Here is a 12,416-nt window from a genome sequence, read left to right as displayed (position 1 = left end):
GCCATGTTTTGCCCGTTTTGTTCCGAGCAGGAAACAAAAGTTATTGATTCGCGGTTAGTCGCTGAGGGGCATCAGGTTCGTCGTCGTCGTGAATGTATGGTTTGTCATGAGCGGTTTACGACATTTGAAAGCGCCGAACTGGTCATGCCCAGAGTAATTAAGCGTGATGGCTCGCGCGAACCTTTCAACGAAGATAAGCTCAGAGCCGGATTGCAGCGGGCACTTGAAAAACGCCCCGTCAGTACCGAAAAAGTTGAACAGTGTGTGCTGTCGCTAAAATCCAAACTTAGGGCTACCGGAGAACGGGAAGTGTCCAGTGAATTACTGGGCAGTCTCATCATGAATGCGTTGCGCGATCTAGATAAGGTTGCATACGTTCGTTTTGCATCTGTCTACCGTTCTTTTGAAGACATACGAGAATTCGGCGAAGAAATCGCACGACTTGGCGATTAGGTAATTCATGACCACACCTTCTGCACCCTCTGCATCTGTCGAACAGGATTATTTCTGGATGGCGCAGGCTATCAGGCTGGCGCAAAAAGGGGACTTTACCACCTCGCCTAACCCAAGGGTTGGGTGTATCATTTTAAATCACAATGGCGATAAAGTCGGAGAGGGGTGGCATCTGCGAGCCGGTTCGCCTCATGCTGAAGTCTATGCACTGCATCAGGCCGGTGAACAGGCTATTGGAGGTACCGCGTACGTAACCCTGGAACCGTGTAGTCATCATGGACGCACTCCGCCGTGCGCGCAGGCTCTTATTGCCGCTAACGTGCAACGGGTAGTAGTCGCCATGACTGATCCAAATCCCCAGGTCAGTGGCCGGGGCTTGCAAATGCTCCAGCAGGCCGGCATTGAAGTTACCTGCGATATACTGGCCGCGGAGGCTGCCCGTCTCAATCCTGGCTTTATCAAACGGATGATAAAAGCAAAACCCTGGGTGACGGTCAAGCTGGCCATTAGTCTGGATGGCAAAATCGCACTGGCCAATGGTAAGAGCCAATGGATTACAGGGCCGGAGGCGCGCCAGGATGTGCAAAGATACAGGGCGCGCAGTTGTGCAGTTCTCACCGGCAGTGGTACTGCACGAACAGACAACCCCAGTTTGCTCGTGCGCCCGCAGCAGGCCAATATTCCTGATTATCCCCTACCGGATATTCGTCAGCCAGTCAGAGTTGTGCTGGATAACAATAAGGCGCTATCACCTGACCTGCAGTTGTTTACTGACGGCCATATAACCTGGCGTGTTACCGCTAATACACATATTTTGGAAGCAAACGATATACCCGTCGACAGCATAGCCGGTAAGCTGGATATAGGGCAGATGCTTGAAATACTGGCGGCGAAAAATATTAATCAACTTTTTGTTGAGGCCGGACCGGGTCTGGCAGGCGCACTGTTGGAAGCACAAGAAGTAGATGAGCTCGTTATTTATCAGGCGCCGAAAATCTTAGGTCATCACGCACAAAGCATGGTTCGACTAGCAGATTTTTCATCACTGAGCGAAGCAATTGATTTGCGTTTACAAAGCCAACGCATGATAGGAAACGACCTCAAAATGGTTTTTCAGGTCGTATCGACAACAAATTAAGCGAGAATAGTATGTTTACAGGAATAGTAGCAGCACTGGGTACCATCACCAAACTTCATCGCCGTGGTGAAGATATCCGTCTGACAGTTTCTTCCGGTAAGCTGGACATGTCTGATGTGGCGTTGGGAGATAGCATCGCCACCAATGGTGTGTGTCTCACTGTGGTTGAATTTGGAAATGACTATTATTGCGCAGATGTGTCCGCAGAAACTATAAAGTACACCGGTTTTGCGCATTATTCTACCGGATCAAAGGTGAATCTGGAGAAGGCCATGCGGCCCACTGACAGATTTGGCGGACATATCGTTTCGGGACATGTGGATGGAGTGGGTACCATTAACAGTATTACGGATCACGGTGAGTATGTCGAAATCTGGGTCGAGGCACCTGCTGACATTGCAAAATATATCGCTCACAAAGGCAGTATAACGGTCGATGGTGTCAGTCTGACGGTCAATGAAGTGCAGGGCGCTGCATTTATGCTATGGATCATTCCTCACACCCTTCAGGAAACTGTTATAGGCGAATATAAGGCTGGAAGTCAGGTCAATCTTGAAGTGGACGTGGTGGCCCGTTATATCGAACGCCTTATGCAAGGCAAACACGCAGCAGAGCCGACGAACAACGACATTAGCATGGCGTTTCTGGCTGAAAATGGATTCTTAAAAAAATAGTACACCCTACAAAAAAAGCGAAGGTTATGGCACTGAACAATACAAAGGATATCATTGAGGATATCAGGCAGGGTAAAATGGTTATCCTGATGGATGATGAAGATCGCGAGAATGAGGGCGACATCATCATGGCTGCTGAGCACGTGACACCGGAAGCCATAAACTTTATGGTTACTCATGCTCGCGGACTGGTTTGCCTGCCGATGACAGAGCAGCGTTGCCGGCGCTTGAATCTACCCTTGATGGTGGATAAAAATGGTGCGCAGTTTACCACCAATTTTACAGTTTCTATCGAAGCTGCCCGCGGAGTGACCACCGGTATTTCAGCAGCTGATCGGGCGACTACGGTACGGGCTGCTGTAGCGCGCGGAGCAATAGCTGAAGACATCGTGCAACCCGGGCATATTTTTCCCCTAATCGCTAAAGAAGGCGGCGTTTTAAATCGAGCTGGCCATACTGAAGCGGGTGTAGACCTGGCCCGGCTGGCCGGCTGTGAACCAGCGGCGGTGATTGTTGAAATTCTCAATGAAGATGGCACGATGGCTCGTCGCCCGCAGCTTGAAAAGTTCGCTGAAAAGCATGATTTGAAAATTGGCACCATCGCCGATCTTATTGAGTATCGCAATCTTAATGAAACCACCATTGAAAAGGTAGCGCAGTGCCAGCTGCCTACTGCCTATGGCGAATTTGAGTTGCATACCTACAAAGACATTATTGATAATCAGGTGCATTTTGCATTAAAAAATGGCGATATTAATCCTGATTCACCCACGTTGGTCAGGGTACACTTGCATAATACCCTGAGCGATTTACTGGGTTCTACCCGGTCAATTAATCGCTCGCTGACACTTCCAGAAGGTATGCAGCAAATCGCCAACGAAGGTGGTGTTTTGGTAGTACTGGGCAAGGAAGAAGATTTAATTAGTCAGGTACAACGTTTTGCAGCCGAAGACCGTGGCGAGCAGGCCGCAGGAAAAACCTGGGAAGGTTCCTCAAGAACCATTGGTGTAGGCAGTCAGATACTGGCGTCCCTGGGCGTTAAGAAAATGCGCCTGCTTAGTAAGCCGATAAAATATCACGCGCTATCAGGATATGGTCTGGAAGTTGTTGAATATATACATCCTGACGAATAAACCGTGTCAAGGCGGCCATCCGGCTGCATCATTTCATTTTGTTTGTGCGCAGTTGTGCTATACTGCGCGCCGTTTTTAGCAAGGGTAAATAAGCCATGCAGGTAATCGAAGGTAACATCAGAGCAACGGGTAAAAAATTTGCCATTATTGTTTCCCGTTTCAACAGTTTTATAGTGGAAAGTCTTCTTGAAGGGGCGTTGGATACACTTGAACGCAACGGTGAAGTCAGTGACGGTGATATCACACTTGTTCGTGTGCCTGGTGCGTATGAGCTACCTGTAGCGGCTAAGAAACTTGCCGAAAAAGGTAAGTTCGATGCCATCATTGCGCTGGGAGCGGTTATCCGGGGTGGAACACCACATTTTGATTTTGTGGCCGGTGAGTGCAATAAAGGTCTGGCGCAGGTTTCTTTAGAATACGGTATTCCGGTATCTTTTGGTGTCATTACCACTGATTCTATCGAACAGGCAATTGAACGGGCAGGAACCAAAGCGGGTAACAAAGGCGCGGAAGCGGCCATGGGTGCACTGGAAATGGTTAATGTTGTCAGCGCGCTAGAAAGCCTGTAAGGATAATCACGTGAAAGTTTCAGCAAGACGTAAAGCTCGCGAGCTGGCTGTTCAGGGAATATACTCCTGGCAGATGAGCAAAAATGATATCGCTCAGGTTGAGCTTGGGCTGGCTACCAGCAACAATATGCATCAGGTAGATATGGTGTACTTTCAGGCCATACTTCGTGGCGTATCACAGGATGCCGAGCGCCTTGATGGAATCATCAAACCTTACCTGGGCCGCCTGCCCGAAGAGCTTGACCCTATTGAAAAAGCGATTTTGCGCGTAGCCACCTTTGAGTTAGTGGAACGGATTGATGTGCCGTATCGGGTAGTTATCAACGAAGCCATTGAGCTGGCCAAAGTGTTTGGCGCAGAAGAAAGCCATAAGTTTATTAATGGCGCGCTGGATAAGGCGGTCCGAAAACTGCGTGAAGACGAGCGCAAATGATCATCTGCGCAGTACCTGGCGTAGTGTTTTATCATCCAACCCTGCACCCATAAGTATATCGTGAAAGAGTTTGACTTAATTGGCCGTTATTTTGTTGATGGCGGCTATCAGAGAAAAGACGTTGTGGTTGGAATCGGCGATGATTGTGCTGTGACCACCATGGCATCCCATCAACAGCTTGCTATCACAACTGATACCCTGGTAGGCGGGATCCACTTCTTAAAAGAAGCACCGGCAAAGTCCGTGGCGTATAAAGCCGTGGCGGTGAATTTAAGCGATTTAGCGGCCATGGGCGCGGAGCCTGCCTGGATAAGCCTGTCGTTGTCTATTTCAGAAGTTGATGAAGCCTGGATGGCCGACTTTGCAGAAGGAATGTACGAGTTAACCCGTTATTATTCAGTTCAGTTGATTGGCGGTGACACGGTACGCGGCCCCTTGTCTATGACAATCACAGCGCAAGGGTTTATTCCACAGCATAATGAGCTCAGGCGCTCTACAGCTAAACCGGGCGACTGGATCTATGTTACCGGTAGTCTTGGCGATGCAGCAGCAGGGCTGGACATACTGACCCGTAAAATTGAGGCCGGCGATGGCGTGAAGTCCTACTTGGTTGATCGCCATTTGTTTCCCACACCGCGTGTAGCAGTAGGCACCGCATTACGGCGCGTAGCCAGTTCCTGCATTGACGTTTCGGATGGATTTTTATCCGACCTGAACCATATTCTGCGGGCATCATCCTGTGGCGCCTGCATTCAGGTAGATAAATTACCCATATCCAGCCAGCTACGGGATACTGTTGATGTGGAGCAAGCGACACAATATGCACTGACTGGCGGTGATGATTATGAACTGATCTTTACTGTCAACGAAGAGCAGCGTGGTAAGCTTGAAACAGCCCTGGCCAGTACCGGGATCACAACAACATGCGTCGGTCAGATTACCGGACATGAAGGTAAAGTTGATCTTAAGCAAAATAACGAACCCTATCCAATGCCGTCTGTGACCGGCTTCGAGCACCAGTTTTAATGCAGCGTCAGTACCGCGAGCGTGTTTCCATGAAAAACCCTGTACATTTTTGTGCGTTGGGTTTTGGTAGTGGGCTAATTCCGGTGATGCCCGGCACCTTTGGATCGGTAGCGGCGCTACCGCTGCTGGGCGCGACAATCTATGCCTCAGGTGGCGTGTTTGTGGGCCTCACTCTGCTCTTGTCACTTATTGGTATCTATCTGTGCGGCAAGACAGCGGATGATATGCAAGTTCATGATCATGGCTCAATTGTCTGGGATGAAATTGCGGGCATGTTCTGTACTTTTTTATTTATTCCTATAACTCCTCTGCATTTGCTGGCAGGTTTTGTGCTTTTTCGCCTGTTTGATATTTTAAAGCCCTGGCCGATTATTGTTGTGGATAAGCGGATGCATGGCGGGCTTGGTATTATGCTTGATGATCTTCTGGCAGGGATTATGGCGTGTTTAACGCTGCACACGCTGCTGGTGCTCTGGCCATTTTGATACGTTTACAAGAAAAGAAAAAAAACCGGCTTAAAAGCCGGTTTTTTTTATTTTGCCTGAAAAGCTTCTATGCGGGAAATGATCCCCGGTCCATCCAGCCCCAGTGCGGTATACATTTCCTGCTGGGTGCCCTGTTCGATAAAACGGTCCGGCAAACCTAGCTGAAGCAGGTGGACCAGCCGCTTATCCTGTTGCAGGAATTCCGCGACACCGGCACCTGCACCGCCAGCAATACATCCGTCTTCTAATGTTACCAGTAGCTCATGCTCGTCGGCCAGCTGGCGAATTAAGTCTTCATCGAGAGGCTTCACAAAACGCATGTCTGCCAAAGTAGCATCCAGCTGGTCAGCAGCGTCCTCGGCATAGGGCATTAATGTTCCAAAGTTGAGAATTGCAATGGTTTTTCCCTGGCGCGTGACCTGACCTTTACCAATTTTCAATGCCTGCATCGCTGATTCCGGCGCGACGCCTTTACCCGCACCACGGGGATAACGAACTGCCGAAGGATGCTTCGCCATATGTCCGGTGTAGAGCATCTGGCGACATTCATTTTCATCGGATGGGGCCATGATGATCATGTTGGGAATACACCTTAAAAAAGCTAAATCAAATGCTCCCTGATGAGTCTGGCCGTCGGCGCCAACGATGCCCGCCCGATCGATAGCAAAAAGAACGGGCAAATCCTGAATAGCAACGTCGTGAATGAGCTGATCATAGGCGCGCTGCAAAAAGGTTGAGTAAATAGCAACAACAGGATTCATCCCGTCTTTAGCCAGACCGGCTGCATAGGTCACACTGTGCTGCTCTGCAATGGCGACGTCGCTGTATTGGTCTGGATATTTCTGCGAGAAAGTTACCATTCCGGAGCCTTCACGCATGGCCGGCGTGATAGCCATCAGTTTTGGATCCTCGGCTGCCATATCACATAACCACTGACCAAACACTGCAGAAAAGCTTGGTGCGCTTGGTTTGGCAGTAGGCAGCGCATTATCGGCAGGATTAAACTTGGGCACCGCGTGGAATTTTATGGGATCTTTTTCAGCCTGAGGGTAGCCTTTGCCTTTACAGGTAACGACATGAAGTAACTGTGGCCCTTTAAAATTTCGCATGTTGCGAAGGGCATCAACCACCGTATCCACGTCGTGACCATCAATAGGACCAATGTAATTAAAGCCCAGTTCCTCGAAAATCGTGCCGGGAACTACCATACCCTTAAGATGCTCTTCGGCACGGCTGGCAAACTCTTTGATGGGTGGAACATTGCTAAGCAATTTCTTGCCGCCGTCGCGGATTTTGTTAAAGAAGTTTCCGGTCAACAGACGTGCAAGATGAGAGTTCAGTGCGCCAACATTTTCAGAAATCGACATTTCGTTATCGTTTAATACAACGACCATGTCTTTGTTTATGTCACCAGCATGATTCATGGCTTCAAACGCCATGCCTGCTGTCATCGCACCATCGCCGATAACCGATACAACCTTGCGGCCTTTACCTTCTTTATCTGCAGCTACCGCCATACCCAGCCCGGCACTGATTGAAGTGGAGGAATGGCCTACTGCAAAAGTATCGTATTCGCTTTCACCAGGCCAGGGGAAGGGATGCAGCCCGTCCTTCTGACGAATCGTTGACATACGCCCGGCACGACCGGTAACAATTTTGTGAGGATAAGCCTGATGGCCGACATCCCAGATCAAACGATCAAATGGTGTGTTGTAAACATAATGCAATGCAACAGTCAGTTCCACCGTGCCCAGCCCGGATGCAAAATGCCCACTGCTCTGGCTTACACACGTCAGCAAATACTGCCTAAGCTCATCAGCCAGGGTTCTTAATTTTTCCTTGGGCAGCTTGCGCAGCTGCTCGGGAGTCTGGGCTTTAGCCAGTGTTGGATAATGGGTTAAATCTAAACTCATCGGTGATTATTCTGTCTTATTATGAGATACAACATCTACTAATGGCGGCGATTAACCATCAGATCAGTAAATGCTGACAGGTATTCGGTATTGTAGGGTAAGCTGGCAAGCGCCTGCAGCGCCTCTTCATGTAGCCTGGCCAGCTCTTGTTTAGCCTGGTCCATTCCGATTAGCGCAGGGAAGGTATTTTTCCCCAGCGCTTCATCTGAGCCTTGTGGCTTGCCCAGTAATTGAGCATCGCCTTCGACATCCAGAATATCATCCTGTACCTGAAAGGCCAGACCAATAATACGTGAAAATGTAATGAAATGCTGTCTGTCCGAATCTTTTATATCTGCCACTAGGGTGATCATCTCAGCGCAAGCACTTAACAGAGCGCCTGTTTTAAGCTGGTGCAGACGTCTCAGAGTGTTTATGTCGATACTCTGACCGGTTGCCGAGAGATCAATCGCCTGACCTCCACACATACCTTCATAGCCCGACGCCCTGGCCAGAATTGCCACCAGCTTTGCCCGCTGGCCTTCCGCTTGTGCAGAAACAGGGTGCTCGGCCAGAATACTAAACGCCAGGGTCTGCAGCGCATCGCCAGCTAAGATAGCGGTAGCTTCATCAAACTTGATGTGGCATGTAGGCTGACCCCGACGCAGTGCATCATCATCCATCGCAGGTAAGTCATCGTGCACCAGTGAATACGCATGGATACATTCAATAGCCATGCTGATCACCAATTGATCCTGCCGGGGGATATCCAGTGCATTTCCGATTAAATGTGTCAGTAGCGGACGCATTCGCTTGCCACCAACCAGTAAAGCATGCTGCATCGCTTGTTTAAGGCTGGGGGCATGGCTGGGAAGCGAGTCGATAAGTGCCAGTAGGCCCTCATCTGTCTGCTGTTTTACTTGCTGACGAAGCGCGTCAAAGTTCATAATTTTGCCTGCTGTCCGTATTCAATAACAGTACCTTAACAATCGGCGTTAACCGTCGTTTTCGTCTGTCAGTTCCCGGAGTGTGTCCTGGCCCTGCTCGGATAGCAGAATTTTAACCTTTTGTTCAGCTTGCTCAAGTGCTTGCTGACTGATTCGTGACAACCGGATGCCTCGTTCAAACTTTTCCAGTGCCTGATTAAGGGGCAGGTCGCCGTTTTCCATTTCTGTGACAATAGTTTCAAGTTCCGTCAGACTATCTTCAAAAGAGATTGATTTTTCTTTGTCAGTCACTACTCTTTCCGCGATTGGAATTAATACGCGCACATTAACCGACCGGGGAGGGGTGGTCAAATGGTTTGTCCAGTGACATGGCCTGCTTCAGTCACTTTCATATTCTTCTGATTAGGGTTTGACTTTGAATACTTAAGTGAGCCAAATCAAACAGCAATTACTTCAATTTGGTTATAGAATTTTCACGCAATGCCGATAGTATACATGGCGCTATTTTTGCGGCTTTGTAACCTGCTAATTTGCAAGCACGTTTAGAAGTCATGTTTCGTCGCAAATAACGTATTCATAGAGTGAGGATTTACAGGTGGATTTAGCAACCGTCATAGGCATGTTAGGTGGTATTGGTTTCATAGTCATGGCCATGATTTTAGGTGGGGATCTGATGATGTTTATGGATGTCCCTGCGGTGCTAATTGTATTTGGTGGTACGCTCTTTGTCGTACTTTCCCAATTCACGCTCGGCCAGTTTTTCGGAGCAGGAAAAATTGCTGGCAAAGCATTTATGTTCAAAATCGATACGCCTGATGAACTAATCGAGAAAATCGTTGAAATGGCAGATTCAGCACGTAAAGGCGGCTTTCTAGCCTTAGAGGAAGCTGAAATTGGTAACCCGTTTATGCAAAAAGGGGTGGACATGCTGGTGGACGGCCATGATATTGAAGTGGTTAGAGAAACACTGGTGAAAGATATTTCGATGACCACCGAGCGCCACCAGTTTGGCGCATCTATTTTCAAAGGCATGGGCGATGTCGCCCCGGCTATGGGAATGATTGGAACGCTGATTGGTCTGGTGGCGATGCTTTCAAATATGGATGATCCCAAAGCCATAGGACCGGCCATGGCGGTAGCACTTCTAACTACATTGTACGGTGCATTTATGGCCAATGTTATCTGTTTGCCAATTGCCTCTAAGCTGAACAACAGGCTGGAAGAAGAAAAGTTAAATCAAAAGCTCATATTAGACGGTATTGTGGGCATAGCCGATGGTCAGAACCCCCGTGTTATCGAAGGAATTCTAAAGAATTATCTGGCCTCGAGTAAGCGTTCCAACGGCGAGGAGGAGTAGCCTGTATGGCGCAGGAAGAAGAGTGTCCGAAATGCCCGCCGGAAGGTTTGCCTGCCTGGATGGGGACCTTTGCTGATTTAATGTCGCTGCTGATGTGCTTTTTTGTTTTGCTGTTGGCCTTTTCTGAAATGGATGTGCTTAAATTTAAGCAAATTGCCGGTTCAATGAAGTATGCCTTTGGTGTGCAGAATAAAATCGAAGTAAAAGATATCCCTAAAGGGACATCGGTCATCGCCATGGAGTTCAGACCGGGTAAACCTGATCCTACGCCTATTGAAACTATCCAACAACAAACAATAGAAGTCACGCAGCAAATGCTTGAGTTTCAGGCGGGGGATGAAGATTCAGCCGGCGGCCGTCAGAAACAACGTGGTGAGCAGCGTGGCGGACAGGCCCAGAGCACCTCCACAGAGCAATCTTCATCGGCTGAGCAAAGCGCTGAAAAAGAAGAAATCAATGAAATGATGAAAAAGGTTGCCGAGCAGTTGCAGAAAGAAATTCTGGATGGTGCTATTGAACTTGAAAGCCTGGGGCAGCAACTGACTATCCGTATTCGTGAGAATGGTTCATTTTCTGCTGGTTCGGCGTTTCTTCAACCTCAATTTACGCCAGTATTACGGAAAGTAGGCAGGTTACTCGCCGACATGCCCGGCGAGATTGAAATTTCTGGTCATAGTGATGGTCAGCATATCGCCAATGAGCTATACCGATCGAACTGGGATCTATCAGCTCAGCGGGCTGTAGCTGTTGCTGAAGAGGTTCGCCAGGCGCAGGGTTTTGATGAAAGTCGAATGAAAGTGGCGGGGAAAGCTGCCACTGAGCCTCTTGTTAAAGAGCCGCAGAATGACGAGGAGCGGGCCAGGAATCGTCGGGTAGAGATACATATTAATCAGGGTAAGCCTAAGCTATCCAAACCAATTTCTGTATTGGAGGATTAAAGACATCGTCGATATCAGCAAGCCAAACAATTTGCTGATATTAATAAAAAAGGCTTATCCAATACGGGTAAGCCTTTTTATTACCTCAGGTATGAGTTAAAGGGCTAACGATGTTACCCACGAACCAGCGGTGCTTTGCACTGAGGCTTAGTGATTACCAGTTGAACGGCGCTAATGGTGCGCTCCAGAAATCCCCCTTCACAATATTTGAGATAATACGCCCACATCCGGGCGAATCGCTCGTCGTAACCATCAGCCATTAACGCCTCTTTAGCACTGACAAACCCTCGATACCAGTCGTCCAGCGTTTTCGCATAATCCAGCCCGATATCCTGTAAATCACGGATCATAAGGTCACTGTAGCGCTTGAGATGATCATTAATAACCAACTGAGAGGGCAGGAAGCCACCGGGGAAAATATACTTTTGAATAAAATCGACACTGTTAGCGTAACTGTCGAACCGCCTGTCGTCGATAGTGATAGACTGCAACGCCATAATGCCGTCTTCTTTTAAAAGACTACTGCATTTAGCGAAAAAATTACCAAGGTATTTTTTACCTACAGCCTCAATCATTTCAACCGATACCAGCTTATCGTAAGTGCCTGACAAATCACGATAATCCTTTTTTAACAAGGTGACTTGCGCTTGCAAATTTTCTCTGGCTACCCAATCCCGGGCGTACGCATACTGTTCTTCTGAGATCGTAGTAGTCGTGACTTTACAGCCGTAGTGTTTGGCGGCATATATAGCCAAGCCTCCCCAGCCGGTGCCAATTTCCAGCAGATGATCCTGTTCGGTAAGCTGAAGCTTATTACATAATGCTGATAACTTATGATGCTGTGCTTCTCTGAGACTGGAATTGGAATCAGGATAAATAGCGGACGAATACATCATCGTCTCATCCAAAAACCGGGTATATAGCTTGTTACCTAAATCATAGTGGGCTTCAATATTTTTCTTTGCCTGCGCTGCATGATTGCGGCGAGTGAAATGCTGAACTTTGTGTACCGGCAGCGTTAACCACTTAAATTTATTTTCCCACTTATCCAGAAAGGCCAGATTACGAGCGAAAATGCGAATAACTGAAGTCAGGTCGGGAGTTTCCCATAGCCCGTCCATATAAGTTTCTCCGGCAGCAATGCTGCCGCCGAATAATAATTGCCGGTAAGCTGATATTGACTGAATATCAATGGTTGCCTGGAGTGGGTCATCAGGGTTACCGAATTTCGCAATGGTATGTCCTTGCTCGGCAATCTTCATATGTCCTTCTGGCAAGACGGACATCACTTTTAGAAATGCGGTACGGCTCATTCTGTCGACAAGCGACCCTGCTGGCAATATAGTTGCTGCGGATTCTCCGTGTGACATA

Annotated in this window: 14 protein-coding genes; 10 read left to right on the top strand and 4 right to left on the bottom strand. The window is 48.4% G+C overall.

The genetic code is table 11. From position 1 onward, the window contains the following. The first annotated feature begins 3 nt into the window (after positions 1-3). The 8 genes from nrdR to F458_RS0108380 all read left to right on the top strand — a co-directional run bounded on the left by nrdR (position 4) and on the right by F458_RS0108380 (position 5,911). On the top strand, positions 4-453 hold the full coding sequence (gene nrdR / locus F458_RS0108415) for a transcriptional regulator NrdR (protein WP_018982965.1): 450 nt from the start codon (positions 4-6) through the stop codon (positions 451-453). Between the two features lie 7 nt (positions 454-460). Continuing rightward, a complete protein-coding gene (gene ribD / locus F458_RS0108410; protein WP_018982964.1) occupies positions 461-1,591 on the top strand; it encodes a bifunctional diaminohydroxyphosphoribosylaminopyrimidine deaminase/5-amino-6-(5-phosphoribosylamino)uracil reductase RibD in 1,131 nt (376 codons plus the stop codon). Between the two features lie 11 nt (positions 1,592-1,602). Beyond that, the gene (locus F458_RS0108405) at positions 1,603-2,265 is read left to right on the top strand and encodes a riboflavin synthase (protein WP_018982963.1); all 663 of its coding nucleotides are present in this window, start codon (positions 1,603-1,605) and stop codon (positions 2,263-2,265) included. A gap of 26 nt (positions 2,266-2,291) precedes the next feature. Then, entirely contained in the window at positions 2,292-3,398 is a 1,107-nt protein-coding gene (ribBA, locus tag F458_RS0108400; protein ID WP_018982962.1) for a bifunctional 3,4-dihydroxy-2-butanone-4-phosphate synthase/GTP cyclohydrolase II, read from the top strand. A gap of 95 nt (positions 3,399-3,493) precedes the next feature. Continuing rightward, on the top strand, positions 3,494-3,967 hold the full coding sequence (gene ribH, locus F458_RS0108395; protein WP_018982961.1) for a 6,7-dimethyl-8-ribityllumazine synthase: 474 nt from the start codon (positions 3,494-3,496) through the stop codon (positions 3,965-3,967). 10 nt (positions 3,968-3,977) lie between these two features. Continuing rightward, positions 3,978-4,400: a transcription antitermination factor NusB gene (nusB, locus tag F458_RS0108390; protein WP_018982960.1), complete on the top strand. Its 423-nt coding sequence runs from the start codon at positions 3,978-3,980 to the stop codon at positions 4,398-4,400. Positions 4,401-4,460: 60 nt separating this feature from the next. Continuing rightward, entirely contained in the window at positions 4,461-5,426 is a 966-nt protein-coding gene (gene thiL, locus F458_RS0108385) for a thiamine-phosphate kinase (RefSeq protein ID WP_018982959.1), read from the top strand. Beyond that, complete coding sequence (locus tag F458_RS0108380) at positions 5,426-5,911, top strand: phosphatidylglycerophosphatase A family protein (RefSeq protein WP_018982958.1); 486 nt, start codon at positions 5,426-5,428, stop codon at positions 5,909-5,911. Before thiL ends, F458_RS0108380 begins: the two co-directional genes overlap by 1 nt. 47 nt (positions 5,912-5,958) lie before the next feature. Here F458_RS0108380 and dxs read toward each other — a convergent pair whose 3' ends face one another. From dxs to xseB, 3 genes are read right to left on the bottom strand one after another with little or no spacing between them, the layout of a single operon-like run. After that, the gene (gene dxs / locus F458_RS0108375; RefSeq protein WP_018982957.1) at positions 5,959-7,824 is read right to left on the bottom strand and encodes a 1-deoxy-D-xylulose-5-phosphate synthase; all 1,866 of its coding nucleotides are present in this window, start codon (positions 7,822-7,824) and stop codon (positions 5,959-5,961) included. Between the two features lie 38 nt (positions 7,825-7,862). Next, positions 7,863-8,750 carry a farnesyl diphosphate synthase gene (locus F458_RS0108370; RefSeq protein ID WP_018982956.1) on the bottom strand — a complete coding sequence of 296 codons (888 nt, stop codon included), beginning with the start codon at positions 8,748-8,750 and terminating at the stop codon, positions 7,863-7,865. Positions 8,751-8,798: 48 nt separating this feature from the next. After that, positions 8,799-9,041, bottom strand: a complete 243-nt coding sequence (gene xseB / locus F458_RS0108365; protein WP_018982955.1) for an exodeoxyribonuclease VII small subunit — start codon at positions 9,039-9,041, stop codon at positions 8,799-8,801. Between the two features lie 304 nt (positions 9,042-9,345). Here xseB and pomA point away from each other — a divergent pair, with 304 nt between their 5' ends. Next, complete coding sequence (pomA, locus tag F458_RS0108360) at positions 9,346-10,107, top strand: flagellar motor protein PomA (protein WP_018982954.1); 762 nt, start codon at positions 9,346-9,348, stop codon at positions 10,105-10,107. Between the two features lie 5 nt (positions 10,108-10,112). Further along, positions 10,113-11,045 carry a flagellar motor protein MotB gene (locus F458_RS0108355; protein WP_018982953.1) on the top strand — a complete coding sequence of 311 codons (933 nt, stop codon included), beginning with the start codon at positions 10,113-10,115 and terminating at the stop codon, positions 11,043-11,045. Between the two features lie 113 nt (positions 11,046-11,158). Here the strand turns inward: F458_RS0108355 and F458_RS0108350 are convergent, their stop codons facing one another. After that, positions 11,159-12,415 carry an SAM-dependent methyltransferase gene (locus F458_RS0108350; protein ID WP_026294587.1) on the bottom strand — a complete coding sequence of 419 codons (1,257 nt, stop codon included), beginning with the start codon at positions 12,413-12,415 and terminating at the stop codon, positions 11,159-11,161. Between the last annotated feature and the right edge of the window lies 1 nt (position 12,416).

Source organism: Salinimonas chungwhensis DSM 16280 (genome assembly GCF_000378185.1).
GTDB lineage: Bacteria > Pseudomonadota > Gammaproteobacteria > Enterobacterales > Alteromonadaceae > Alteromonas > Alteromonas chungwhensis.
Note: the sequence above shows the minus strand (reverse complement) of the source record. Positions and strands in the feature narration are given on the sequence as shown.